The organism is Exiguobacterium sp. U13-1 (genome assembly GCF_001750115.1).
Classification (GTDB): domain Bacteria; phylum Bacillota; class Bacilli; order Exiguobacteriales; family Exiguobacteriaceae; genus Exiguobacterium_A; species Exiguobacterium_A acetylicum.
In genome coordinates this window covers 1125809-1151101 of the sequence record NZ_CP015731.1, presented here as the reverse complement: position 1 = coordinate 1151101, position 25293 = coordinate 1125809, and the positions used below count along the sequence as shown (strand labels likewise).

The following is a 25293-nucleotide window of genomic DNA, read 5'->3' as shown; positions in this document are numbered from 1 at the left end:
CCATTCTGTTATACTCTCGTGCTTATTATACCCATTTTCAGAACGCATGAAAAACGAAAGGGTATTTTTTCAGAAAAATGACGGAATTCAGGCTTGAAAGTGATTCAAAATCGCATTTTTTCGTTGTTTGAACATCGGTTTCAAGATGAATGCTTCAATGATGAAAGCTGGCAAGAAGGATGCATACGTCACTTCATCCACGAAATAGACGCCAGATTCACGTTCTTCGACCCGATGCACATGGCACCATGCCCGGAATGGATACGGAACTTTTGTACCGACATCAACGAAGACATATTCTTCTACGAAAGGAATCCAAGACGTCCACGAGACAAATAGTGGAGGAACACCAACGCGCAGACGAATCGTATTTCCCGCTCGTGTCCGCGTATCGCCTGACGTCTTCACTTGCGGAAATACCGTCAATCGACTTAAGGCCTTGGCGTCACTTAAAAAATCCCACGCTTGCTCCTTTGATGTATCGACACGTGTCTCAAAACGAAAAGTATGCATTAGATCTCCCCCTTTAATAGTCGATCAATCTTCATTTGCGCGACAGATACCGGATGCTTCGCATACGTTTCCTGATCAACCAGTACCGTCTGGTCCGGCTGTTCCGTCACGCGATAAACGGCAATTTCCCAGATCCGGTGTGAAAAGATATGTCGGACGTGCCCGACAAGCGTTCCATTACGATCTTCTTCTGCTTCTCGAAGTGGGTATTGCCACATACCAGCAAGCAAACCGGTCTCCGCCCGTTGTTCAATTGCGATTTTTCCGTCTGCTTCATAAACAAGAGCATCATAAGGAATAATTTGCGTCTTCCCTTTCTTCGTCTTCACAGGTAGTTCTTCCTGTGCATTTCGATCATATGCAAAACAAACGTCTTGAACAGGACAGAGTCCACACATCGGAGACTTCGGCGTACAGACCATCGCACCAAGTTCCATCAAGCCTTGATTGAAGCTTGACGGATCAGCCGGATCAATCAACTGATAAACCGCAGCTTCAAACAACTTTCTCGTCTTCGGTGCAGCAATATCTTCATAGATTCCAAGTACACGCGAGAGAACCCGCATCACGTTTCCGTCTACTGCTGGTTCTGCCTGTCCATAAGCAATCGACAGTACCGCTCCCGTCGTGTACGGACCGACACCCTTCAGCTGACTGAATAATTCCTTCTCATCCGGAACGATTCCGTCATATTTTTCAACAACTTCCTGAACCGCGATTTGAAGATTCTTGACACGGGAATAGTACCCTAAGCCTTCCCAGTGTTTCAGGACTTCACTCTGATCCGCTTCTGCTAAATCATGTGGAGTCGGAAAACGTTTCGTGAAGCGTTCATAATATGGAATGACCGTATCGACACGTGTTTGTTGGAGCATGATCTCACTAATCCAGATATGATACGGGTTTTTGGTTCTTCGCCACGGGAGATCCCGCTGTTCACGAAGGAACCAGGCAATCAGTTCTGTGGTAAATTGTGTTTTATTAAAGTTTGTGAAATATTCTTGAACGACAGTCAAAAGGTTACCTCTTTTCTCTTGGATACGATATATTTATTAAAAATTACTCGGCAGAACCTCGATGGATTCACCATCACGATTTTATAGAAGGAGCGAATTCGCATTGGATACTGGTACGCATATCGGCATGGGACTTTGTCTCGCCGCCATCTCGACGCTACACCCTGACGTCGCAGCGAGCACGACGATGTTTGCTGCCGTGACGACGACGGCGCTCGTCGGCTCACACGCACCGGACTTCGATACTGTTTTTAAATTTAAAGGAAACAGCGCCTACTTGCGTCAACACCGCGGAAAATCGCACGGGTTGATTGCCTTGCTCGCCTGGCCGTTATTACTTTCAATCGTCATCGGCACGTTGTTCGGTATACCTCCGACTTCATTATGGCTGATGGCGCAGATCGCTGTCGCTCTTCATGTCTTTGTCGATCTGTTTAATGCTTACGGTACACAAGCCTTACACCCGTTCAAACAATCCTGGATCGGTTGGGGTGTCATCAATACGTTTGATCCATATCTGTTCACGATGTATTATGCCGCGTTCGGGATTTGGCTACTAACGAGAGCGACGATCGTCATCTTCCCGATTTTGATCGCTATCGTCATCATCTATTACGCTGTGCAGTTCAAGTTGCGAAACGATGCACTCGCGACCGCTGCACGCTATTATCGCGGCGCCCATAAACTGTTCATCTCACCTGGCATGAAATGGGATGAGTGGCATGTCGCGGCACGATTACGCGATGAGTATTCCGTCGTTAAGATCAACAGTGGAACCGTCGTCGAATGTGGAAACTTCCGCATCAAGGACGAACCACACGGTGACGCCTTGTACGAAATCGTCAAACAAAATGCTGACTTGCAAGCGTTTCTTGAGTTCTCGAAGATTCATACGTATACGGTCTCACGAAAGGATGGCATTGTCGAATACCGCTTCACCAACTTGCGTTACTTCACGAAGGAAGTCTATCCATTCGTTGCCGTCGTCAGAATCGACGCCGCCACACAAGAAATCGTCAGCTCCTATACCGGCTGGGTCTTCAGCGAACGGACCTTGCAGAAAAAACTGTTCATCCCTGCATTATAAAGACAAAGCTCCGCGCAACGGAAATCCCGATGTGCGGAGCTTTTTTCATTCGACGTTTCGACCTGTCATCAAATGCTTGAATTTTTCGTTCGTCGTATTAAACCGGTGCAACATTGCCCCGTGCTGTTTGATCTGCTGCTCGACGAAATGAACCGCGACGGCTTCACCTTGATATTTCTCACCTGCGCGTGCGAGTGTCGCTTCGAAATCTTCCCAAAGCACTTCGACCCACGTCAGTGCTTCTTCCGGGATTAATACTTCATTTACTTGCAATAATTCTTCAGCCAGTTGCTGAAGGGCTTGTTCTCGATTCGTCATGTCTGTTCTCCCTCTCCTGTGAATAACGCGAGCGGAATCGCGACTTCCTGAGCGGTTCCTTCAAAATGTCCCCAGCCCATGACGCCATTGACGAAGTGTAACTCAAATCGTGCCTCTTCTCCTTCGATTCGGTAAAAGGCCCCCCGTTCGAATCGTGCCGGATCAATCAAATAACTTTTCGCAATAGCGATTTTCCGCGTCACGACCTCCACTTCACTGACGTTCCCGTGTTGCTCCGCTTTTCGTTTTTGTTCACTTAATTTCGTGATCAACATCTCAAGCTCGTATTTCGATAATTGACTCATCCGTGTCTCCATTACAAAAACTCCCCCTCTTCGTTTTTCAGTATAAACGAAAAGGAGGAGAAACTGGATGGATTAGCTTGATTTCAATTCAAGATTCCGCTTACTTTGTAACGCATACATTTTCGCATAAATACCGGACGTTGCAAGGAGCACATCATGGGACCCTCGCTCGACGATTTGACCACGATCGAGAACAAGAATCTCATCCGCATCTTTGATCGTCGACAAGCGGTGGGCGATGATGAACGTCGTTCGTCCTTTCGTCAACGTCAGTAAAGCATCTTGAATGACCGCTTCCGTTTCCGAATCAACGCTCGCTGTCGCTTCGTCAAGAACTAGGATCGCAGGATCGAACGCTAACGCACGGGCAAAACTGATCAACTGTCGTTCACCCGCTGATAATGTGGCACCTTTTTCGATGACTGGTTCATCGAGCCCGTTCGGTAAACGATCAATGAACCGATCCGCGCCGACGGCTTCGATTGCTTGTCGTACCCGTTCTTCTGAAATATCAGGATTGCCGAGTGTGATGTTCGAGCGAATCGTTCCTGTGAAGAGGAACGGATCCTGTAAGACGATGCCCATATGCTCACGAACCGCTTGTTTCGGTAAAGTCGTCACGTCCTGTCCGTCAATCAACAACTGTCCTTTTGACGGATCATAGAAACGCATTAATAAATTCATGATTGAACTTTTCCCGCTACCCGTGTGACCGACGAGAGCAATCGTCGCGCCAGGACGAGCATCGATTTGAATCTCACGTAATACGGGATTCCCCGCTTCATAACTGAATTCAACGTCTTTGAAGGTCACCGCTCCTTTAAACCGAGCAACGCGACCTTGTTCGACCGGCTCTCCCTTTTCGTCAAGCAATTGGAACATCCGGTCCGCTGAAACGAGTGCTTGTTGTAGCGGTGACAGCTGATTCATGATTTGGGTGACGGGTTCGAATAAACGGGACACGTAATCGATATACGCATATAAAATCCCGAGCGATAAAAACGATCCGTTCGTCAGACTTTTTCCGCCGACGACCCAAATCAACAAGGCGAGCGTCAAGTTTTTCAAAAAGTAGGATAGGTTATGAGACATCAGGGCATCGAGTCGTAACAACTTTGCCCGCGTCTGATAGTTTTCTTCGTTTTTTTGTTCGAATTCGGCAAGGACTTCCTTCTCGCGTGCATAAGCCTGAATGATCGGCATCGTCTGGATGTTCTCATTCAGTTGACCATTCATGTCGGCAACGAGCGAGCGGACCTTGAAGTTGTTCTTCGTCGCAAGTTTCTGGAACAGCTGAATCCAAAAATAAACGATCGGAATGATGATCAGCGAGACGAGTCCTAAGCGATAATCGAGGAAGAACATCGCGACGAGAATCCCCGCCATCGTGATGATCCCTGAGAAGACTCGGGCGAGCACACCGAGATAAAGATCGCGAATCGTTTCCGTATCGTTCGTGACCCGACTGACAATTTTACCGATCGGTGTCTGATCGAAATAACGGACCGGTAACTGTTGCAGATGCGTAAAGACATCAAGCCGCATCCGTTTAATGATTTTATGGGCAGATCGCTGGAGCAAGATTTGTTGAATCCAGTTCAAACCAGCCGCTGCCAGCAGCAAAAGGACGTAGATCAAGGACAACCAGCCGATTGCTTTTAAGTCTTTTGAATAAAAATCATAGACCTGTCCTTGTGTCAGTTTTTGAATATTATCATACGTGTAGACGTCGTCTCCACGCGTGATCGTCATCGTATTTCCATTGATTTTCCGCTCTCCCCCACTGACGACTTGTTTCGGTACGAAAAAGTAGCCGTTGGTCGTTTGGACGATCGAGACGGATTGAACAATCTGACTTTTCGAGACGTCTTGTGCTTTGGCGAACTGACGGCCGTCATAGATGACCGCACCGTCTGATTTAACCTCGACCCAGTCCTTTTCAATTGCCACGATATGTTCATCGATGATGACTTTCGCAATATACGGACCTGTCAATTCCGCTCCGACTGCCAGTACGAGTAAAAATAATCCTAAAAAGATCGCTTGTTTCTCATGCATCGCATAGCGGATCAACGAACGGATCGTCGTCTTCCGACGTGCCGGATCGAGTTGGTATAAATCTAATTCATTCATGCAGAGGCACCTCCTTACATCTCTTCACTTTGTCGCTCGAATTGTTGAGCGTACCAGCCATTTTGTGCCATCAGGCTGTCATGTGTTCCTCGTTCAGAAATCATTCCATCTTGCAAGACGATGATTTCGTCCGCATGTGCCACTGCCGACAAACGATGGGCAACAATTAATGTCGTGGATTGGTGACGATTCGATCGAATCGAATCAATGATATGTGATTCCGTTTTCGCGTCTACCGCTGATAGTGAATCATCCAGCAACAGCAACTCTGGTTTTTTTAACATCGCCCGCGCGATCGATAGACGTTGCTTTTGTCCGCCTGACAACGTGACGCCACGTTCACCGACCATCGTCTCAAGTCCTTGTTCGAGCGTTTCAATGTCTTTTTCAAAGGATGCGAGACGAATCGCTTCCTGCAATTCTTCTTCTGTCGCTTCACCTGCACCGAACAAGATATTGTCCCGGACGGATTTCGAGAATAGTAAATGTTCTTGTGACACATAACCCGTCCAACCGCGAACCGTCTCTAGCGCAACATCTTCATACGGTATGCCATTGACCGTCAGCATGTCCCGTCCAATCGGATACTCACGTAGGAATTGACGCAAGAACGTCGTTTTACCGGATCCGGTTGGTCCGACGATCCCGATCGTTGTTCCTTGTTCGATCGTCATATTCAAATCTCGTAAGACCGGATGGGCTGTCTCTGGATACGTAAACGTCAAATCGTTCATCTCGATCCGTTCAGGGCGATCGACGTGTTCCCGCGGTGTCGAAGCAATCAACGGTTTGACTCGCATCGTTGCTTCTAAGCGGTCAAGACTTGCTGTTCCACGCTGGATGACGTTGATCAATTCGCCAAAGGCGTACATCGGCCAAATCAGCATCCCGAGATAGATGTTAAAGGCGACCAATTGTCCGAGCGTGATGTCGTTCGTAAAGACGAGATATGTCCCGAACGATAAGCCGATCAAATAACTGAAGCCGACGAGCAGCTTGATGATCGGTTCAAATAAGACATCGATTTTTGCGACGTGCATGTTTTTCTCAAAGACATCCGTCGTGACATCGTCGAAGCGTTTGACATCGACCGGTTCTTGGACGAACGAGCGAATGACACGCAGTCCGGAAATCGACTCGACAACTTGGTCATTCATCGTTCCGAATGAATCCTGGGCAGTGATGAAACGTCCGTGAATTTGACTTCCGAGCTTATTCATCGCGTAGGCGAGAAGTGGCATCGGTAACAAGGCAGCAAGTGTCAGCTTCCAATCGATCGCCACCCCCATGACGACGAGGGTGATTGCCGTCATGTTCAACGAGTCGACGAGCGTCAAGACACCAAATCCGGCTGTCCGCTCGACCGCCTTCAAGTCGTTCGTCGCGAGCGCCATCAAGTCTCCCGTCCGATTCTTTTGGTAGAACGTCGGCGTCAGTTTCAATAAGTGCGTAAAGAAGCGACTCCGAAGTGTCCGTTCTAATAAAAATGCCGTTCCGAATAATTTCGCTAACCACAGATACGTCAAGATGAAGGAAACGATGGAAATGACCGTTAATCCACCGACATACTGTAAGAGTGTCGTTCGGTCCATCGAACCTGAGCGTAAACCGTCGATCACTTTTCCGATCAACCACGGCGGCGTCAAATCGATGAAGCCCGTGATAATCAGTAAGACGACTGCTACGAGGTAAGATGATTTGTGTTCTTTTAGAAACCAACTCAATTGCCGAAATAAACGCATGAGGGTCCCCCCTTTACTGTGAAATGAAGTGTTTTTTCCGAGCACGCAAAAAGGCATACGGATTTCCGGATGCAGTCCGAGAATCAGTATGCCTTGAAATGGGCATGATGCATTCTTGTTCGTCTGCGCGCTCGGGAGACGAATCCCCTTGCTCGCACATGAAATGAATTACTTATACGTGCTCAAGAGTCTCCGTCATATTCAGCTGTTGGATGTGTGTGAAACCAATTGGCTTTTTCATAGGACGGTTCCTCCTTTTCTTAGTCTGTGCGTAGAATAGCACAATTGTCGGATAATTGTCAATTTTTCATCTTGCTTTTATTATTCCGCCTCTTCTTCTTTGATTTGTTCGAGGACTTGAGCTGCCAGACCGTACGGAAATCCCTTTCGGACGAGCGCTTGCTTCACCTTCTGTTCGCGTTCAAACGGTTCGAGTTGCCGGTACTTCGGATAATACTTGCGTGCTTGATAAAGTGCCGCCTGTTCTTCTTCGTCACCTTCTTCAGCTAAAAATACCTCTTCAATGCCCGCTTTAATCAAATCGGACGAGAACCCGCGCTGCATGAGTGTCATCTGTAGCTTTTGCGTCAATTCGCGTACAGAACGCCGTTGAAGCTCTTTTTGCTTTTGCCGCAAAAACTTCAGGACTTTTTCATATTCCTCTTCATCCGTAAACGTCGCGATTGCTTCATCAATTGCTGTCTTTGGGATCTTCAATACTTCTAGATCACGGCGAATCTTTCCTGGTCCTTGTGGTGTCGTTGCTTTTTTCGTCGCCGTATAAGCAAGCGCGAACTGTTGATCATCCAGATAGCGTTGCTCCGTCAATCGATCGATCGCATGTTTAATCGCATGCTCCGGTGTCTCTTTTTCCGTCAAATACGTGACGACCTCACTTGTTGCCCGCATCCGGTATGATAAATGATTCAATGAGAGACGATATGCCTTCTGCTGTTCCTCAGCCGTCAGTACTTCCTTGACGAAGTCGTCATCGAGCTCCTTATCGCGTTGCAGATTGTATTTGATTAAGATATCCACATCTACGGCAAAGGCGTATTCCTCTTTGCCCTCACGCTCGACATAGATGTTGAATCGTTCGCTGTTCTTCTTCTGTGTCGAGATCCGTTTGATCTTCATGTCGTTCCCTCCCCTAACCTGATTCGGTAGTTCTACGATATCATGAACAGGCAGGTCTATGTTTGAGTGAAACCATGGAACGGGAACAAATGGAAAGAAGCCACTTTTACTTATTTCAGGGGGGATGGATTACATGAACATTGCGATTACCGGCGGAACTGGTATGATTGGTCAAGCCTTGACGAAGCGTTTACTAGATCAAGGACATCACATCTTTATCTTAACGCGTCATCCGAAAGCGAATGACGCGCAGGTCACATATATCAAGTGGATGACAGAAGACGCAAAACCGGAACAGCACTTAGAGGGCGTCGATGCATTCATTCATCTGGCTGGCGCTTCGATCAACGACGGACGTTGGACGGATGAACGAAAACGTGTCATTCTCGACAGTCGCGTCAGCACGACGAAGGAGCTCGTTCGAATCGTTGAAGCACTCGATCAAAAGCCGAATGTCGTATTGTCTGCATCTGCGGTTGGCATTTACGGACAAGATCGGCATCAAACATTTTCCGAAGATCAACCCCTTCCACCGACCGCTGACTTCCTAAGTCATGTCTGTGTCGCCTGGGAAGACCTTGCCCGCCCGATTGCTGACGCTGGCATTCGACTTGTCCATCCACGAATCGGTGTCGTCCTAACGAAAGCCGGTGGCGCTTATCCGTTAATGCGCCTGCCCTATGTCTTGTTTGGCGGTGGAACGATGGGCGACGGAAAACAGTGGGTCTCCTGGGTCCACATCGACGATTTAGTCGATTTATTCATATTCGCACTTGAGACCCCGACAGTCGAAGGACCAATGAACATCACTGCTCCGCATCCGGAGACGATGCGGCGTTTCGGACAGACGATCGGAAAAGTCTTACATCGCCCACACTGGCTCCCGGCGCCACGCTTCGCGTTAGAACTCGCACTCGGTGAAAAGAGTACGATTGTACTAGAAGGAGCTCGTGTCGTTCCGAAAAAAGCGCTCGAAAACGGATACAAGTTTCGGTATGCTGAACTAAAGGATGCATTGCGAGCAATCGAGCATTCAAACTAGTACAGGGGTGGACGATACTTGGATATCTTAATTCGAAATGCACATATCTATCCGATTACTTCGGACAGTTTTTATGGGGACATCCGCATTCGTGATGGGAAAATCATTGAAATCGGTGAATTACTGGATCATTTAGAAAACGATCAAGTCATTGAAGCAGAAGGTCACTTTTTATTGCCCGGTTTCATCGATGCCCATACACATCTCGGATTATATGACGAAGGTACCGGAACCGTCGGAAATGATGCGAATGAGACGATTTTCGCGATGACTCCTCATCTACGTGCCATTGATGGCGTTTATCCGCTGGATGAAGGCTTTAAGGAAGCCGTCGAACACGGGATCACGACCGTTCAAGTCATGCCTGGTAGCATGAACATCATCGGTGGCGTCACGAGTGTCATCAAGACGCACGGACGGTTCATCGATGATATGATTCTTCGAAAGTATGCGGGTCTGAAGGTGGCACTCGGTGAAAACCCGAAGCGTGTCCATAGTGCTGGCCGCGCCGGTGAACTCACACGGATGGGCATCATGGGGATGTTGCGCGAAGCCTTTCTTGAAGTTCGGACACAACGAGTTTCCGAAACGTTCGCTCATCAGATGATCAAACGGGTCCTTGATCATAAGATGCCGCTTCGTGTACATGCGCACCGAGCAGATGATATCCTTTCCGCTATTCGCTTCGCGGAAGAGTTTGATCTTGATTTACGTATCGAACATTGTACGGAAGGTCATCTCGTCGCAAAAGAAATGGAGCAATTGCCGATCGAAAAAGTGACAGTTGGACCGACATTCACGCGGAAGTCTAAAATCGAACTGAAGAATAAAACATGGGAAACGTACCGGGTTCTCCATGAACACGGTCTCGAAATCTCCATCACGACCGATCATCCGTACACCCCTGTCCAATACTTGAACCTCTGCGCTGGTCTTGCCGCACGAGAAGGTCTACCGGTCGATATCGCCTTACGCGCGATCACGATTCATCCCGCCCGCTCGCTCGGTGTGGACGATCGTGTCGGATCGATCGAGACCGGAAAAGACGCGGATCTCGTCCTGTGGAGTCACTTCCCACTCGACTATTTAGCGAAGCCGCTCATGACGATGATTGATGGAAAAATCATTTTTGAACACGCTCAACTGAACTTGACTTAACTCCACCCCCGCCAGGTGTTTATTGCACCTTTCGGGGGTTTTAGACGCTTACGGAAAACATCTTGTTTTTGTATCTTTTTTCACAAAAATTATTTTCTTGCAATTTTAAAAAAAGAAGGTAATATTATCTTATCCGACAACTGAAGAAGGCATACCATGCGCGGTTCAAACGAGTCAGACAGGTAGCTTTCGACAATCATTCTTGCGGTCCTAAAAGGAGGAATGGAAGTATGCTCAAGCAACGGGAGCTGAGCGACTGCGCTGATTTGTTCGAACTGATGCAGCATCAAGACGTATATCCGTACGTCCGCCAAAAAACACGGTACTTTGATGAATTTCTGTTTACTACAAAGCAGGCAATCGAAGAGGAAGAACGTGGTGAAATCGTATCACGTACCATCCTAGATGAATTCGATCAACCGATTGGTACGATTAGTTTACTCGATATCGAAGGACAATATGGGTTTCTCGGTACATGGTTAGGTAAACCGTATCATGGTAAAGGATACAATCATTTAGCGAAAGAAGCCTTCTTCTCTGAGCTGTTCTTCGAGCTTGGATATGAAAGTGTCTTCATGAAAATTCGCAAAAGCAATATTCGGTCACAAAAAGCAGCTGAAAAATTGCCGTATGCGTTCTGCGCGGATGAGTTGCGCCCTGCGCTTCTTGAGCAATTGAATGCCGGCGAGACACAGTTCACGCTATATGAAGTCTCAAAATCTAGTTTCCACATGTACATTCATGGTCGGGAGCTCGAAACACTATACGATCACCAACAACTCGAAGCATGAGAGCCTTGTCTCTCATGCTTTTTTGTGTCCACACATGCGCTTCTAAAGTTTGAAATGGTATGATAAATAAGAAAACTCATCTTTATGGAAGAAACACTTTCTTCTACAGGAAATGGAGCGAAGACTAATGCCAGAATCGTTTAACATTCTCGTAGTAGATGATGAAGCACAAATGCGTGACCTTCTCGTCTCGAATCTTGAAAAAGAACACTACACGACGATGACAGCTTCTAACGGACAAGAAGCGATCCATCTCATTCAACAAAATACATTCCATCTCGTTCTACTCGATGTCATGATGCCGGAAATGGACGGCTTGACAGCATGTATGCGCATCCGTGAATTCTCAAACGTTCCGATCATCATGCTGACGGCACGTTCGGACGAGCTCGATCGTATTCACGGTCTGAAAATCGGAGCTGATGACTATATCACAAAACCATTCAGCCCTCGAGAATTGCTTGCTCGCATCGAAGCGACTCTTCGTCGTTCTCATCGCTTTACAGTTGATCAATCGGCTACCCTGACGCTCGGCATGCTTGAACTCGACACTGAAAGTCGGAGTGTCCACGTCAATGGCAAGCCGGTCAGTCTGACGCGTAAGGAATTTGATTTGTTGCACCTGTTCGCTCAAAACAATGATAAGGTCTTTTCTCGCGAACAGTTACTCGATCAAATCTGGGGTGCGGACTATATCGGGAACTTACGGACGGTCGATACACACATCAAAACACTTCGCTTAAAGCTCGGGGAAGCTGGTGGCTCGATTCAAACGGTCTGGGGCATCGGTTATAAATTCGAGGAAGTATGATTAAGCGCTATACGATCCGGCGCCGGATTTGGATCACGATTTGGTTCACAAGCGTTTTTTCCGCCATTTTATTCGTCTTGTTGACGTTCTACCTCTACGATCGATTCTATCTTCAAACGCAGGAAGATATCTTATTGAACCGAGGCGAAAAGCTGATCAACATTTATGAATCTGAAGGATTATCTGGTGCTTTTTACGATGGAATGACTTATACGAATGAGTTGACGGAATCGAAAGTCTTCTTTATCGATTTCCTGAAGAAAAATCCAGCTGGACTGCGCTTTTTGACGAATGCGGATATCGAAGAACTTCGAAACGGTGAAACCATCGTCTCCAGTCGGACCCATCCGATTGAAGGAACGGATATTTTGATGACCGGGTTTCCGATCATCGAAAACAATCGACTGGTTGGTACGCTGATCTTGTACCTGGAACTTGGGCAAATCAGTGAACCATTCCGCCCACTCCGCTTGATGATCTTCTTCATGATCGGACTGATTGTCTTGAATCTCGTCATCTTCGGACGACAAATCATCGATACGATCATCCGTCCGTTGATCGACATGAAGCGCGCCTCGACTGTTTATGCACAAGGTGACTTTGATTACCGGATTCCGATTCAATCGGACGATGAGATCGGAGAACTCGCAGAAACGTTAAACAAGATGGCGGAATCGCTCGGGGAAGTCGACGAGCAGCGGAAAGAGTTCCTCGCGAACGTCAGTCATGAATTGCGAACACCTCTCTCCTACATCCGTGGTTACACAGAGATGATGCAGGATGATTCGCTTGAGGAAGAAAAGCGTGCGCAGTATTACCAAATTATTGAGCGGGAAACGGAACGTCTGCAACGTCTCGTCAATGATCTGCTCGATCTCGCTCAACTCGAGCGCGATTCCTATCCGATGTCGAAGCAACCGCTTGTCTTCAGTCAAGTACTTGAAGATGTCATCTACCGGATGGAACCCATCGCCCAGTCAAAAGGAGTCACGTTCGTGATGAACCTCGATCCAGATCAAATTGTCTTAGGCGATACGGACCGCCTTGAGCAAGTCTTCGGCAATTTACTCGATAACGCCTTAAGGTACACACCGCCTGGCAAACAGATTTTCTTATCGACTGAAACGATCGGCGACCGGACGCATTGTCTTATCCAGGACGAAGGGGAAGGCATTCCGGAAGAACATCTTGATCGACTGACAAAACGTTTTTACCGTGTCGATAAATCACGGACGCGGAAAGATGGTGGCACTGGTCTCGGTCTTGCGATCACGAAACACATCATCGATCGTCATGATGGGACGATCCGGTTCGACTCCGTTCTTGGAGAAGGAACGACTGTCCACATCGAGTTACCGCTTCTTCCGGATGAAGAGGATGGATTCGAATGATGGAACAACATGTCATCCAAACCTTTGAACTCTTTGGACCGTTCGCTCCATTCGTTAGTGTCTTGGTCGGCGTCGTCGTCAGTGTACTTGGTGTCCTACCGAGTACGTTCGTCACCGCTGCGAATCTCGTCTATTTCGGATTATGGATGGGCACATTGCTCTCTTTCATCGGTGAAGTCTTAGGTGCGGTTTGTGCGTTTCTACTTTACCGAAAAGGACTGCGGTATGCCCTTCGTCGTCCGCTTCCCGATCGATTCGCTCGTTTGCAACAAAAACTGCAAGCACAACAAGGACGTGAAGCGTTTTGGACGATCATCTTGCTACGGCTGTTACCGTTCGTTCCGTCTGGCATCGTCAACATTGTCAGTGCCGCTAGTGGTATTTCGATTCTACTTTTCCTGACTGCGAGTACGATCGGAAAAATTCCAGCCATGTTAGTCGAAGTGCTCGCCGTCCATCAGTTCATGCAATCCTCATTCATCGTTCAATGGTCGATTGCAGGCGTGGCACTCGTTGGTTATCTGCTATACCGTATTCATCAAAAACGAACACCATCGATTTAAAACTACAGGTACCTGAAAGGAAGTATTGTTCGTGGAGTTAAGACGTTTTGGAACATCTGATTTATTCGTGTCCCCGCTTGGGTTCGGAGCCGGTCACATTGGTGCAGAACAGATGACGGACCGGGAAGCAGTTTATTTACTCGAACGAGCACGTGATCTCGGCATCAACCTGATCGATACGGCACGCGGCTACGGCTTATCGGAGCAACGCGTCGGACAATTTCTAAAGAATCGTCGGCACGACGTCATTCTGTCGACGAAAGTCGGCTATGATGTTCCCGGTGCGCAGGACTGGACCTTTGAAGCGGTCCATGGTGGCATCGATCAAGCCTTACAGACGATACAAACGGATTATCTCGACATCGTACACTTACATTCTTGTAGTCAAGAAATCCTCGCCCAAGGAGATGTCATCGAAGCGCTTGAACAAGCAAAACAAGCTGGAAAAGTTCGCGTCATTGCTTATTCCGGTGATCGGGAAGACTTGACATATGCTATCGAAACGAATCGCTTCGACAGTTTCCAAACATCGTTTAATCTGTTTGACCAACGTGTCGATCAAGTCCTACCTACGCTTTCGAATCACGGTGTCATCGCCAAACGTCCGATCGGAAATGCCCCGTGGCGCTTCACGGAGCGTCCGGTCGGACAGTATGTCGAACCTTACTGGGAACGTGCGCAACAACTCGCTTATCCCCTCGAAGAATCCAGTTGGCTTGAGACAGCGCTTCGTTTCACGGTTTTTGAGCCAGGAATCACGACGGCTATCATCGGCACGTCTCGACCAGAACACCTCGCATTGAATCAGCAACTGATCGAACGTGGTCCATTACCCGCTGACCGTGTTGCTCAATTAAAGGAACGCTTTGCTGAGTGTGACGCGACGTTCGGTTATCCCTCGCAAACATGATAAAAAGCCCGTATGTCCACTCGTTCAAGGAGTGCATACGGGCTTGTTATTTAGAACTTTTTCTTTTTCTTTTTTTCGAGCACGACGATTGCTTCAACGTGCGCTGTTTGTGGGAACATATCGTACGGCTGAATGTACGATACCTTGTATCCCGCTTTCATCAAGTGATCACAATCGCGGGCAAGCGTCTGCGGGTTACACGAAACATAGATGATTTTTTTCGCTTTAGACGAGATCATCGCGTTCAACAATTGTGTATCGCAACCTGAGCGTGGTGGGTCGACGATGAAGACATCTGGAATCCAGCCTTCCTTGACCCAACGTGGAATCCACGCTTCTGCCTTACCGACAACGTAGTGGGCATGGTCGAATCCGTATTGCTTCATGTGCGCATTGGCATCTTCAACGGCTTCTTCAATGATCTCCATACCGCGGACTTCTTTTGCTCCTTTAGCGATCCAGAGTCCAATTGAACCGACACCTGCGTATGCATCCACGACACGCTCTTCGCCTGTCAAAGCAGCGGCACGCGCAATCTCTTCATACATCCGCTCTGCCTGTTCTGGATTCAACTGGAAGAAAGCACGAGGAGACAATTGATACGTGAACTCGCCCATCTCTTCTTCGATCCGTTCAACGCCACGCAAGACTTCTGTCTCTTCTCCGAAGACACGTGACGTTAACTTATCATTAATGTTCAGCGCGACCGAAACGACCCCCGGGATATCCATGATATCGCGTGACAAACCTTCTAAATCACGGAAGCCGTCTTTAAAGGCAACCAGTACGACTTGAATTTCGCCCGTTTTGATTCCTGTCCGGACGACGATGTGTCGCATGACACCGTCTTGTTTTGCTGCATGGTAAACGGGTACTTTATAATCGTTGAGCAGTTTCGTGACAGCTTGGTTGACACGAAGCGTATCTTTGTTTTGAACGACACAATCATCGATCGCGACAAGACGATTCGAATTGGCCGAATAGAGACCGCTGACGATTTCATTCCCTTGTTTACCGACGACGAATTGTGACTTGTTGCGGTATTCCCATTCTTTCGAACCGATCGTCGGACGAATATCGGCTTTCTCGATATTCAATTTCGTTGATTTTAAGAAAGCATTGCGTAGCATCTCTTCCTTATAACGTAATTGTCCGTCGTAACTCATGTGTTGTAATTGGCAGCCGCCACAGACACTATAGACCGGGCAAAGCGGTGTCACGCGGTCCGGTGAACGATCGTCACGCTTCAAGATTTTCGCATTCGCATAGTTTGCATGAATTTCCGTGATCTCGATCTGTGCCGTTTCCCCGACGAGTAATCCTGGGATGAAGACGATTTGTCGCTCGAGCGTCGCAATCCCTTCACCGTTGATTCCCATCCGTAAACACGTGACCGAACGGATCTCACCTGTCTTTAATTTGATTTTTGTTGCCATTGATTTCATCCTTTCCGTTTGTGCAAATGAAAAAGCGGTCTCAATCTACCGCTTTTTTCGTTTCTTCTTGTTCTTTCATATCCTTCGCATATCGAACGACCTTCGCCTTGAGTTGATCTAGTGATACGATCAGTCGTTCCAAATCTTCGATATCTGATGATTCATCAAGTGAATCGATTGTATGACAGAGAAGCTGCATCCTTGATTTTAGCACATTCATTTGACCAAGTTTATCAGTTCTTGCTTTTCCCATTATTCAGACTTCCTTTCTTCCGCTGGATTCCGACGTTATTTTAGCATACGATACGAAGTGGAGCACTAAAAAGGAGGAGTACCTATGCCACAATCATCACCCATCACGATCGCAAACGATCCGTGGGAAGCTTATCGTGACATTGAACAATACGGCACCGTCCGTTTGACGAACATCGAAGTCACGACGACAAAACTGTGTAACATGCGCTGTGAACATTGCGCCGTCGGTTACATGTTATCCAGTAGCGAGTCACCTGAAATCCCAGTCGAACTACTCATTCAACGTCTGGATGAAATCGAACACCTGCGTGCCTTTTCCATCACAGGCGGAGAACCGATGCTTTCGATGAAATCCGTCAAGGAATATGTCGTCCCTTTACTTAAGTATGCCCACGAACGTGGCGCTAAAACCCAAATCAACTCAAATTTAACACTTCCGTTATCTCGTTATGAATTAATCATTCCTTATCTAGATGTCTTGCACATCTCACATAACTGGGGAACAGCCGATGACTTCATCGATGGTGGCTTTGCGATGATGGAACGAAAACCATCACGTGAAGCACGGACGAAGCTTTTCGAGACGATGAAAGAGAATGCTCGTGTTCTGAATGCACGAGGTGTCATCGTGTCTGCTGAGACGATGATCAACAAGCGGACATTGCCACACCTTGAAGCAATCCATAAGGAAATCGTCGATATGGGCTGTGTCCGTCATGAAGTGCATCCCATGTACCCCGCTGACTTCGCGTCAATGATCGAAGCAGCTAGTTTATCTGAAATCCGTGACGGAATTCATCGTTTGCTTGACGTCCGCGATCCGAACGTTTGGATGTTGTTCGGAACACTTCCTTTCTACGCATGTTCGATGGAAGAGGCAGATTTAGAATTGCACCGTCGCTTGCGTCAAGAAAAAAACGTATCGGTTCGCAATGACCCAGATGGTCGTTCTCGTCTTAACGTCAACATCTTTGATGGCGAGATCATCGTGACTGATTTCGGCGACGAACTCGCTTCGCTCGGTACGATTCATGAGACGTCCTTCAATGATGCGTATGCCCAGTGGCAAGAGACAGAACTGAATAAAAGCTTGTCGTGTCACTGTCCTGCTGTGCAATGCCTTGGACCAAATGCGCTTGTGAAAAACGCATATTACCCTGAGATTGATTTCACAAAACAATCCAGCCGGCTTTAAGAATGAAAAATAGGTTTTGAACGATGGCGTCCTGGGAAAAATGTCACAAAGTAGACACATTCTGTTTTCTAAAAAAAGGGGTGACCGGGATGGAATGGCTCGTAGGTATTGTCGCAATCATCGGTACGTTCAGCATGGTCTTATTCGTCATGATGGTTGGGATTCGTACTTCACACAGCATCGAACATGATGAAGTGTTCGATCAGACAGATTGGGATGAACATCTTCTGCATATGCCGCGTCCGACACGTTTTGAACAAGAAAATAAATGAAGCACGCCCCGGTCTTTCGTTTCAGAGACCGGGGCGTGTTATGCTAAAAGAAAAAAGAAAGGTCGTCGTTACTCGTGTCACGTCGTTTTGCTCTCATTTTATCAATCGTCTTCATTTCCGGATTCACGCAAGGATTGCTGATTCCATTGCTCTCTATTTTACTTGAACGTCAAGGGACTCCAGCCTTCATCAATGGTCTCAGCGCTGCCGTTCTATACATTGGTGTCATCGTCGCTGCCCCTCTCATGGAAGGTCCACTGCGACGACGTGGTTATATTCCGGTCATCTCGTTCGGACTCGCTCTTGTTGCAGTGGCCGTTTTCTTATTTCCACTCCTTCCGAGCGTCATTGCTTGGATGATTTTACGGTTCCTCGTCGGATTTGGTGATCAGACGTTACACTATGGATCACAGGTTTGGGTGACGTCCATTACTCCAAATGAACGGTTAGGACGAACGATGTCACTATACGGGATGGCATTCGGTCTTGGTTTTGCTCTTGGTCCTCTTGCAGCACCTCTCGTCGATGTCATCAACTGGCTACCGTTCGTGTTGACTGGTACATTAACGGTCATCGTCCTGATCTTGTTATCGCGTATGCCGAACGAAAAACCATCGTCTGTCATGCCGGAGGAATTGCAAAGCGCTGCCTCACGGTATAAACTTGTCCTATCGACCGCGTGGTTCACATTACTCCCTGGCTTTACATATGGTTTTCTCGAAGCCACACTGAATGCCAGTTTTCCCGTTTTTGCGACACGTAACGGGTACGGTCTATCTGAGACGAGTACCTTGATCACGACATTCGTCGTCAGCTCGTTGATCATGCAACTTCCACTTGGACGACTTGCTGATCACTTCGGAAAACGTCGGACGTTAGTAACCGTTCTTTCAATTGGCTCTGTCGCTTTCCTGATTGCTTGCTTCGTCTTCGAACGTTACGGCTGGTTGTTTGCGATTTTTGCTGTCAGCGGGATGGCACTTGGCTCGACGTACTCGCTTGGTGTCGCCTATATGACGGAACAGTTACCGCGACACCTTCTTCCGACGGGCAACTTGCTTGCAGGGATTGCCTTTAGTCTTGGTTCGATCCTTGGACCGATTGCTGGCAGCTTGTTCGTTCTGCTTCCAGCTATGCTTTATTTCAGTCTATTCGTTCTGGTCCTAGCGACACTTGCGTTTCTCTTACGATACGCGAAACGTCACGAATCATCCCGGATATAAAACAAAGGATCTTGCGCTAATCATGCGCAAGATCCTTTGTTTTATTTCACGATTCCTTCTTGCCGAAAACTCCGCCAGAGCTTATCGTCGATCGCATACGGCTGTTCTTTTGCACGCTTCAGCTCTTCTGTCTCGAGCAGCACGACGACCTCTCGACCGTTGATTGACCACACTGAATCGTAACCTCTCTCCGCCTCGATGATTTCCACATCCACATCTCCATGGGTTTCCTTCAACTGCTGACTGACGCACGTTACGACGAACCGGGCAAACTCATCACGTGGACGACGAGCGGCAATGATCTTTCGAACGATCTCATTCCGTTCCATTCGTTTTCATCTCCTTCCGTTTTATAGTCGCACTAGCCTTTCAGACAAGGCCGAATCGGTCTTCACTTGACCGTACAGAAAAAAGCCGAACAGGTCGGCTTAAGCAACGAACGATTGGGAGTTACTTTGATTGAAACTATTTTTGCACGATTCTGAATCTTCGTCAACCTCGCTTTTGAAACCAAACAGGAAGGTACGTCGATACTAAAATACCACTGACGACGAAGAGTAATCCAAGCAACGCTTGCGGTGGAATCGTCTCGCCCAAAATCAAGGCAGATAAACTGACACCATAAATCGGTACGAAGAACATGAACAATGATACTTTACTGACCGGATTATATTTCATCAGTAAGTTCCAAAGCGTAAATCCAGTTGCTGATAAGAAGGCAAGATACATGAGCATCCAAGCACTTGTCGTTGAAAAAGTGAACGGTGCGACGTGACCATCGAGAATGACTCCTGCGATGAAGAGACCGATTGATCCAATGACCATCGCCCATCCAGTCATCGGTGCCACAGGATAATGTGCCGAGTATTCTTTCGCGATTAAATTACCGAACGCTCCGGAAACCATTGCTGCAATCAACAATCCTTCCCCTACTCCAAACGAGACACCTTGCCCCCCTTGCGGCCAGTTGGCCAAGATAACACCTGTGAATCCAAGGAATAAGGCGAGTCCTTTAAACCGATTCAGTCGATCGTCTTCATATCGAAAATGAGCCAGCAACATCTGGAAGAACGAAGTCGATCCCGCAATGATTGATCCTTGTACGCCGGTTGATAACGACAAACCGATATAAAAGAAGACATACTGCAAGAACGTCAAAAAGAAGCCAAGACGACTATAGGCATAGGTCCGCTCCTTCAGCGTAATCGTCTGTTTGAAGACGAGGACACTGACGACAAGTAACAGCACACCTGCCAAAAAGAAACGATAGCTTGCGAACAGCAGTTGCTCTCCGTATTCCGAAGACGTGATCTGTAATAAGTCATAACTTTTTTTAATGAAGGGAAACGCACTTCCCCACAAAAAAGTCGTCAATAACGCAAAGACGACGAGTCCAATCCGATGGGTTAAAATTTTTTGCATCTTTCTAGTTCCTTTCCTGTTCCTTTTCACTGAAGCATGGTATAGTAATTCTACAGATAATAATAATTATAATCTAGAGACAATGAAACTCATTATCAATCAGTTAAACTCATTGATATATCACATTCTCATTCTCTTTCTATAATGATTTCATTTCTCATTTACATTTCGAAAGGAGTTTTAATATGACGACTTCCACTACTACCGATGTTCAACAGCGTTCCGTATTCCGTCATGCTTGGGATGAGCATCACGAATTGATTCTAGCATTGTTTAGCGGAATATTGATTTTAGTTGCTTACGGACTTGAAAAATTCAATGCGGCGTCTGCCGTTTATGTCACATTGTACTTATCCGCATATGTGATCGGAGGATATGCAAAAGCGAAGGAAGGATTGACGGAGACGTATCAAGAAAAAACGTTGAATGTCGAACTGCTGATGATTTTAGCAGCGATCGGTGCTGCTGCCATCGGCTACTGGATGGAAGGTGCGATCCTCATTTTCATCTTCGCGTTATCCGGTGCCCTTGAAACATATACGATGAATAAGAACGAACGTGCCTTACAAAGTTTAATGTCTTTACAACCTGAGGAAGCAACACGTCTGAATGCAAACGGACAACTCGAAGTCGTTGGAATCGAACAATTAGCGATTGGTAACCTTGTCTATGTTCGTCCGGGGGAACGAATTCCGGTCGATGGTGTCATCGTTCGTGGTCAAGCAGCGATCGAAGAAGCATCGATTACAGGTGAATCGATTCCGGTTGAAAAACAAACGGGCGATACCGTCTACAACTCAACTGTCAACATGAATGGGGTCTTGACGATTGAGATGACGAAAGCTGCTGACGAATCGTTGTTCCAAAAGATCATTCATATGGTCCAAAATGCACAAAGTGAGCAATCACCATCTGCTCAGTTCATCGAACGCTTTGAAAGCCGTTATGTCAAAATCGTCCTCCTCGTTGTCGCACTCATGATGGTCCTCCCTCATTACGTCGTCGGTTGGACGTTTGAGACAAGTATTTACCGCGCGATGATTCTTCTCGTCGTCGCCTCACCTTGTGCTCTTGTTGCATCGATTACGCCTGCTGCCTTATCTGCAATTGCCGCATCTGCGAAAAATGGCGTTCTCTTTAAAGGAGGCGCACACATCGAGACACTCGGACAAGTCGACACGATCGTCTTCGATAAAACGGGTACACTGACAACAGGGAAACCCGTCGTCACTGAAAGTCGTTATGCGGAAGGCATGGACGTTCGAACAGTTCAGCAAGCAGTTGCTTCCATCGAAGCACAGTCGAACCATCCGCTCGCACAAGCGATCGTCAATCACTTAAAAACCGATGTCCGCGAACCATCAACGTTTAAAGATGTAACAGGATACGGAATTGAAGCAACCGTCGATGGCATCACTTATCGTATCGGTAAACGGGCATTCCACGATGGTTTAGACGATCCATTCGTCGCGATGGAACAGTCACTGAAAGAACAAGGGCATACGATCGTTTATGTCAGTAATGGAGCACAGATTGTAGCGCTTTATGCGTTACGTGATACGATTCGCCCAGAGGCTAAAACAGCGATTGCTGCCTTAAATGATCTCGGCATCGCAACGATCATGTTAACAGGTGATAATCCAGTCACGGCAGCTGCCATCTCACGTGAAGCAGGATTAACGGATTTCGTTGCTGAATGTCTACCGGAAGATAAGGTCCGCTATATCAAGCAATACCAAACAGAAGGTCGGACCGTCGCGATGGTGGGTGACGGCATTAACGATGCCCCTGCCCTTGCACTAGCACATGTCGGTATCGCAATGGGTGAAGGAACAGATGCCGCGCTCGAGACCGCTGACGTCGTCTTGATGAAAAATGATTTAGGTCGCCTTGCCTATGCCGTGCATAAAGCGCGGAAGATGAACCGGATCGTCAAACAAAACATCACGCTAGCGATCGGTGTCATTCTCCTATTGATCGCATCGAATTTGTCCCAGTTCCTAATCATGCCATTCGCTGTCGTCGGACATGAAGGATCAACGATTCTTGTCATCCTGAACGGTTTACGCCTTCTTCAACAGGATGCTTTACCAAGTCTTCCACAGCGTTCATCTGAGAAACGATTAGCTGCTTAACACGAAAAAACGTCTGATTGCCGCAAGGCAGTCAGACGTTTTTTCGTATCTTCATCCGAACGTATTCGTCGGAATCGCATCAAGTTCCGCTTGTTCCTTCAAGCGCTTTTCTTCCATCTTTTTTGGATCCGCTTTTTTCATGAACCGTTCCCATGATGCGTTCAATTCAGAACCGAGCAAGATGATCAGCCCTGTGAAGTAGAGCCATAATAACAAGATGACGACACTACCGAGCGAACCGTAGGTCTGATTGTAGTTCGAGAAGTTCGAGACGTAAAATCCGAATCCAACCGATAATAATTGCCAGACGATGACACCAAAGACGGCTCCTGGAATTGCCTCTTTAAATGTAATCGGGCGCTTTGGTGCGACGCGGTAAAAAATCGACAGGATACCAATCAATAGAATCGTCGATACGACATATCGTAAGACCGTCAGTAGGATTTTTTGCCCCATATCGATCGGCAACACGAAGTTGGCAAGATACGTAATGATCGGACCACCGAGCACATTCAAGACGATCAGCAACAACATCCCGACTCCGAGCACGATCGTGAGTAACAAGGCAATCCCACGCGCTGCGACAAAACCACGGGGAGAGAAGTCACCATAGGCATGGTTTGCTGTCGTGATCAAACGATCGACTCCTTTGGAAGCGGACCAGACAGCAAGAATCGCACCGATCGATAACAGACCACCCTGCGGTTCTTTGATGGCTTGGAAAATTGTATCCGTGAACGTATTAACGGCTCCGCCTGGCGCTAGGTCCCGAATTTGTGACTCGAGTGTCTGACGATCGATATCAAAGAATGATAAGACCGAAATGACGAAAATGATTCCTGGGAAAATGGATAAAAACCAGTAATAGGCGAGTGTCCCTGCATAATCCGTGATATTATGATCGGACATTCGCTGCTTTAAGTTCAGGGCAAGCCCTTTTGGATCGCGTGAATGCGCCATCGTCATCTCTCCTTCATGAAAAAGAGGCAGTCGAAGACCACCTCATTGTTTTAATATACTTTTCCCATTTTATTTCAACTAAAACCTCATTCGTTTTCAGAAAGGATTAATTCATAGAATGGTTCTGTCATTTCTGCCAGTTGTTTGGCAAGTGACGGTGGACGAATTGGCAACGAAGGTAGCTCCGAACGCTTGATCCAGACCGGTGTATAACCCGATCCTTCCTCTTCGAATTCTTCACCCGTACCCGTGCCAAACTGACCACCAATTGTTTTCGCCCAAAAATAAGGATTATCGAATCCATTAAAACGGACGATGGCGGCAATACCGGTCAACTCCACGTCGATGCCAAGTTCTTCATGTGCTTCGCGAATCGCTGTTTCTTCTAACGATTCTCCGTCATCTTTCCCACCGCCTGGAAAGACATAATACGTTTCGTTCGGTTTATCCCGTCGGATCAACGCAATTTCATCCTGTTCGTTTCGTAAAATGATTGCACTTCGTTGAATCGGCATGACGCCACCTCCCTTTTATCATTTCTACTTATTGAAGAGCATCTAGCATTTCAGGAACGAGTCCATTCTCTGTTGAAGCGATGACTTCTGCTGCGACCTTCATACCAAGCTTCAAAGCCTCTTCTGCTGACTTTTCCTGTGTCAATTCGGACAAGACTGCGGAGAAGAAGGAATCGCCTGCTCCCGTTGAGTCGACAACCTTCACTTTTTTCGTTCCGACGTGACCTGATGTCGCCGTACGACGATCAACGTAGACCGCCCCCAGTTCACTCATCGTCACGACCGTAAACGGAGCGCCCTTTTTCGCTAGCTCATTTGCTACATGAATCGCATCTTCGACCGTCACGATCGATAGATCAGACAGAATTTCAGCCTCTTCTCGGCTACAAATGAATCCAGTGAACCCTTGTAGCAGATGACGATTTCGTTCGATGACGCTCAAGTGACCACAAACACCAAACAATGGCAACTCCATCTTACGACATAAATGAATCAAACGTTCTAAGACCGTGACGGACAAATCCAAATCGATTGCAACGGCATCGACTCCATCGAGTGCATAGATCGATTGACGTAAAATCGCCTCTTCGAGCAACTTGGCATCCGGTTGTTTCGAGATCGATGTTTGCAAGTCACCCTCGTTATCCATGACAGCTAGCCACATACCCATTCCATGATCTTCTAACATTTCGACGTGATCCACATTCGCACCGTAGGATTTCAGCTCATCGAGCACTCCCACGCCAATCTGATCATTCGTAACCGTCGAGATAAAGCGAACTTCATTCCCGAGGACGGCTAGATTTTGTGCTACGTTGCGTCCTGTTCCTCCATTTGAAAACGTGATGTCTCCTACGTTTTTCGCATCCTTATGCAAAGGAGCGAACGAAGTTCCTTTTATGTCGACGAATACTTTTCCGATTACCGCGATTTTATTCATTTCAGTTCCACCTCTAACCATAT

General features: G+C 47.3%; 25 protein-coding genes and 1 pseudogene. 12 read left to right on the top strand and 14 right to left on the bottom strand.

The window, feature by feature from the left end:
- Positions 1-87: 87 nt before the first annotated feature.
- Both ESP131_RS05850 and mutY read right to left on the bottom strand, forming a co-directional pair.
- Positions 88-513, bottom strand: coding sequence for an SRPBCC family protein (locus ESP131_RS05850; protein ID WP_029340908.1), 426 nt, complete (start codon positions 511-513; stop codon positions 88-90).
- Positions 513-1529 (bottom strand): A/G-specific adenine glycosylase, encoded by a 1017-nt coding sequence (mutY, locus tag ESP131_RS05845; RefSeq protein ID WP_029340907.1) that lies wholly within the window; start codon positions 1527-1529, stop codon positions 513-515. The genes ESP131_RS05850 and mutY overlap by 1 nt, the downstream gene beginning before the upstream one ends.
- Positions 1530-1632: 103 nt before the next feature.
- On the opposite strand from mutY, the gene ESP131_RS05840 reads away from it, so the two are divergent.
- Positions 1633-2616: a metal-dependent hydrolase gene (locus ESP131_RS05840; protein ID WP_047395183.1), complete on the top strand. Its 984-nt coding sequence runs from the start codon at positions 1633-1635 to the stop codon at positions 2614-2616.
- Positions 2617-2661: 45 nt separating this feature from the next.
- Here ESP131_RS05840 and ESP131_RS05835 read toward each other — a convergent pair whose 3' ends face one another.
- The 5 genes from ESP131_RS05835 to ESP131_RS05815 form a co-directional block, all read right to left on the bottom strand.
- Positions 2662-2934, bottom strand: coding sequence for a YfhJ family protein (locus ESP131_RS05835; protein ID WP_029340905.1), 273 nt, complete (start codon positions 2932-2934; stop codon positions 2662-2664).
- Entirely contained in the window at positions 2931-3251 is a 321-nt protein-coding gene (locus ESP131_RS05830) for a DUF1811 family protein (protein ID WP_023467306.1), read from the bottom strand. Before ESP131_RS05830 ends, ESP131_RS05835 begins: the two co-directional genes overlap by 4 nt.
- Positions 3252-3311: 60 nt before the next feature.
- Positions 3312-5372 carry an ABC transporter ATP-binding protein gene (locus tag ESP131_RS05825; protein WP_069940349.1) on the bottom strand — a complete coding sequence of 687 codons (2061 nt, stop codon included), beginning with the start codon at positions 5370-5372 and terminating at the stop codon, positions 3312-3314.
- A 14-nt stretch (positions 5373-5386) separates the two neighbouring features.
- The gene (locus tag ESP131_RS05820) at positions 5387-7114 is read right to left on the bottom strand and encodes an ABC transporter ATP-binding protein (protein WP_029340903.1); all 1728 of its coding nucleotides are present in this window, start codon (positions 7112-7114) and stop codon (positions 5387-5389) included.
- Positions 7115-7435: 321 nt separating this feature from the next.
- Positions 7436-8251, bottom strand: a complete 816-nt coding sequence (locus ESP131_RS05815; protein WP_069940348.1) for a RecX family transcriptional regulator — start codon at positions 8249-8251, stop codon at positions 7436-7438.
- Between the two features lie 133 nt (positions 8252-8384).
- Here ESP131_RS05815 and ESP131_RS05810 point away from each other — a divergent pair, with 133 nt between their 5' ends.
- The 7 genes from ESP131_RS05810 to ESP131_RS05780 all read left to right on the top strand — a co-directional run bounded on the left by ESP131_RS05810 (position 8385) and on the right by ESP131_RS05780 (position 14917).
- Positions 8385-9293: a TIGR01777 family oxidoreductase gene (locus ESP131_RS05810; RefSeq protein ID WP_029340901.1), complete on the top strand. Its 909-nt coding sequence runs from the start codon at positions 8385-8387 to the stop codon at positions 9291-9293.
- An 18-nt stretch (positions 9294-9311) separates the two neighbouring features.
- A complete protein-coding gene (locus ESP131_RS05805) occupies positions 9312-10451 on the top strand; it encodes an amidohydrolase (protein ID WP_029340900.1) in 1140 nt (379 codons plus the stop codon).
- A gap of 230 nt (positions 10452-10681) precedes the next feature.
- On the top strand, positions 10682-11242 hold the full coding sequence (locus tag ESP131_RS05800) for a GNAT family N-acetyltransferase (RefSeq protein WP_023467300.1): 561 nt from the start codon (positions 10682-10684) through the stop codon (positions 11240-11242).
- Positions 11243-11369: 127 nt separating this feature from the next.
- Positions 11370-12053 (top strand): response regulator transcription factor, encoded by a 684-nt coding sequence (locus ESP131_RS05795; protein WP_023467299.1) that lies wholly within the window; start codon positions 11370-11372, stop codon positions 12051-12053.
- Positions 12050-13444: a sensor histidine kinase gene (locus tag ESP131_RS05790; RefSeq protein ID WP_051656219.1), complete on the top strand. Its 1395-nt coding sequence runs from the start codon at positions 12050-12052 to the stop codon at positions 13442-13444. The genes ESP131_RS05795 and ESP131_RS05790 overlap by 4 nt, the downstream gene beginning before the upstream one ends.
- The gene (locus tag ESP131_RS05785; RefSeq protein WP_083254771.1) at positions 13441-14007 is read left to right on the top strand and encodes a TVP38/TMEM64 family protein; all 567 of its coding nucleotides are present in this window, start codon (positions 13441-13443) and stop codon (positions 14005-14007) included. Before ESP131_RS05790 ends, ESP131_RS05785 begins: the two co-directional genes overlap by 4 nt.
- 31 nt (positions 14008-14038) lie before the next feature.
- Positions 14039-14917, top strand: a complete 879-nt coding sequence (locus ESP131_RS05780) for an aldo/keto reductase (RefSeq protein ID WP_069940347.1) — start codon at positions 14039-14041, stop codon at positions 14915-14917.
- A gap of 50 nt (positions 14918-14967) precedes the next feature.
- Here ESP131_RS05780 and rlmD read toward each other — a convergent pair whose 3' ends face one another.
- Both rlmD and ESP131_RS05770 read right to left on the bottom strand, forming a co-directional pair.
- Positions 14968-16353, bottom strand: a complete 1386-nt coding sequence (gene rlmD / locus ESP131_RS05775) for a 23S rRNA (uracil(1939)-C(5))-methyltransferase RlmD (protein WP_047395164.1) — start codon at positions 16351-16353, stop codon at positions 14968-14970.
- Between the two features lie 40 nt (positions 16354-16393).
- Entirely contained in the window at positions 16394-16606 is a 213-nt protein-coding gene (locus tag ESP131_RS05770) for an SE1561 family protein (RefSeq protein ID WP_023467294.1), read from the bottom strand.
- A gap of 84 nt (positions 16607-16690) precedes the next feature.
- Here ESP131_RS05770 and yfkAB point away from each other — a divergent pair, with 84 nt between their 5' ends.
- The 3 genes and pseudogenes from yfkAB to ESP131_RS05755 form a co-directional block, all read left to right on the top strand.
- Positions 16691-17803: a radical SAM/CxCxxxxC motif protein YfkAB gene (gene yfkAB, locus ESP131_RS05765; protein WP_035398770.1), complete on the top strand. Its 1113-nt coding sequence runs from the start codon at positions 16691-16693 to the stop codon at positions 17801-17803.
- An 89-nt stretch (positions 17804-17892) separates the two neighbouring features.
- Positions 17893-18075 carry a hypothetical protein gene (locus ESP131_RS05760; protein WP_029340894.1) on the top strand — a complete coding sequence of 61 codons (183 nt, stop codon included), beginning with the start codon at positions 17893-17895 and terminating at the stop codon, positions 18073-18075.
- Positions 18076-18146: 71 nt separating this feature from the next.
- Positions 18147-19298 (top strand): annotated as a pseudogene (locus ESP131_RS05755) (MFS transporter); the annotation flags it as partial.
- Between the two features lie 41 nt (positions 19299-19339).
- On the opposite strand, the gene ESP131_RS05750 reads toward ESP131_RS05755, so the two are convergent.
- Together ESP131_RS05750 and ESP131_RS05745 are read right to left on the bottom strand one after the other, a co-directional pair.
- Positions 19340-19627 (bottom strand): hypothetical protein, encoded by a 288-nt coding sequence (locus tag ESP131_RS05750; RefSeq protein ID WP_029340892.1) that lies wholly within the window; start codon positions 19625-19627, stop codon positions 19340-19342.
- Between the two features lie 163 nt (positions 19628-19790).
- Positions 19791-20720, bottom strand: a complete 930-nt coding sequence (locus ESP131_RS05745; protein ID WP_029340891.1) for a DMT family transporter — start codon at positions 20718-20720, stop codon at positions 19791-19793.
- Positions 20721-20905: 185 nt separating this feature from the next.
- Here ESP131_RS05745 and ESP131_RS05740 point away from each other — a divergent pair, with 185 nt between their 5' ends.
- The gene (locus ESP131_RS05740) at positions 20906-22855 is read left to right on the top strand and encodes a heavy metal translocating P-type ATPase (protein WP_052169485.1); all 1950 of its coding nucleotides are present in this window, start codon (positions 20906-20908) and stop codon (positions 22853-22855) included.
- A gap of 51 nt (positions 22856-22906) precedes the next feature.
- Here the strand turns inward: ESP131_RS05740 and ESP131_RS05735 are convergent, their stop codons facing one another.
- From ESP131_RS05735 to ESP131_RS05725, 3 genes are all read right to left on the bottom strand, one after another.
- Positions 22907-23815 carry a YihY/virulence factor BrkB family protein gene (locus tag ESP131_RS05735; protein WP_029340889.1) on the bottom strand — a complete coding sequence of 303 codons (909 nt, stop codon included), beginning with the start codon at positions 23813-23815 and terminating at the stop codon, positions 22907-22909.
- 86 nt (positions 23816-23901) lie between these two features.
- Entirely contained in the window at positions 23902-24330 is a 429-nt protein-coding gene (locus tag ESP131_RS05730; protein ID WP_034785907.1) for an NUDIX hydrolase, read from the bottom strand.
- 28 nt (positions 24331-24358) lie between these two features.
- A complete protein-coding gene (locus ESP131_RS05725; protein ID WP_029340887.1) occupies positions 24359-25270 on the bottom strand; it encodes a guanosine-inosine kinase in 912 nt (303 codons plus the stop codon).
- Positions 25271-25293: the final 23 nt, after the last annotated feature.

Bases quoted from the DNA above. Each gene is read 5' to 3' on its own strand.
- ESP131_RS05725 (WP_029340887.1), bottom strand. From the start codon at position 25,270: ATGAATAAAATCGCGGTAATCGGAAAAGTATTCGTCGACATAAAAGGA.
- rlmD (WP_047395164.1), bottom strand. From the start codon at position 16,353: ATGGCAACAAAAATCAAATTAAAGACAGGTGAGATCCGTTCGGTCACG.
- ESP131_RS05760 (WP_029340894.1), top strand. From the start codon at position 17,893: ATGGAATGGCTCGTAGGTATTGTCGCAATCATCGGTACGTTCAGCATG.
- ESP131_RS05795 (WP_023467299.1), top strand. From the start codon at position 11,370: ATGCCAGAATCGTTTAACATTCTCGTAGTAGATGATGAAGCACAAATG.
- ESP131_RS05835 (WP_029340905.1), bottom strand. From the start codon at position 2,934: ATGACGAATCGAGAACAAGCCCTTCAGCAACTGGCTGAAGAATTATTG.
- ESP131_RS05820 (WP_029340903.1), bottom strand. From the start codon at position 7,114: ATGCGTTTATTTCGGCAATTGAGTTGGTTTCTAAAAGAACACAAATCA.
- ESP131_RS05735 (WP_029340889.1), bottom strand. From the start codon at position 23,815: ATGGCGCATTCACGCGATCCAAAAGGGCTTGCCCTGAACTTAAAGCAG.
- ESP131_RS05745 (WP_029340891.1), bottom strand. From the start codon at position 20,720: ATGCAAAAAATTTTAACCCATCGGATTGGACTCGTCGTCTTTGCGTTA.
- ESP131_RS05730 (WP_034785907.1), bottom strand. From the start codon at position 24,330: ATGCCGATTCAACGAAGTGCAATCATTTTACGAAACGAACAGGATGAA.
- yfkAB (WP_035398770.1), top strand. From the start codon at position 16,691: ATGCCACAATCATCACCCATCACGATCGCAAACGATCCGTGGGAAGCT.
- ESP131_RS05850 (WP_029340908.1), bottom strand. From the start codon at position 513: ATGCATACTTTTCGTTTTGAGACACGTGTCGATACATCAAAGGAGCAA.
- ESP131_RS05800 (WP_023467300.1), top strand. From the start codon at position 10,682: ATGCTCAAGCAACGGGAGCTGAGCGACTGCGCTGATTTGTTCGAACTG.
- ESP131_RS05785 (WP_083254771.1), top strand. From the start codon at position 13,441: ATGATGGAACAACATGTCATCCAAACCTTTGAACTCTTTGGACCGTTC.
- ESP131_RS05815 (WP_069940348.1), bottom strand. From the start codon at position 8,251: ATGAAGATCAAACGGATCTCGACACAGAAGAAGAACAGCGAACGATTC.
- ESP131_RS05790 (WP_051656219.1), top strand. From the start codon at position 12,050: ATGATTAAGCGCTATACGATCCGGCGCCGGATTTGGATCACGATTTGG.
- ESP131_RS05825 (WP_069940349.1), bottom strand. From the start codon at position 5,372: ATGAATGAATTAGATTTATACCAACTCGATCCGGCACGTCGGAAGACG.
- ESP131_RS05750 (WP_029340892.1), bottom strand. From the start codon at position 19,627: ATGGAACGGAATGAGATCGTTCGAAAGATCATTGCCGCTCGTCGTCCA.
- ESP131_RS05830 (WP_023467306.1), bottom strand. From the start codon at position 3,251: ATGGAGACACGGATGAGTCAATTATCGAAATACGAGCTTGAGATGTTG.
- ESP131_RS05770 (WP_023467294.1), bottom strand. From the start codon at position 16,606: ATGGGAAAAGCAAGAACTGATAAACTTGGTCAAATGAATGTGCTAAAA.
- ESP131_RS05810 (WP_029340901.1), top strand. From the start codon at position 8,385: ATGAACATTGCGATTACCGGCGGAACTGGTATGATTGGTCAAGCCTTG.
- ESP131_RS05740 (WP_052169485.1), top strand. From the start codon at position 20,906: ATGACGACTTCCACTACTACCGATGTTCAACAGCGTTCCGTATTCCGT.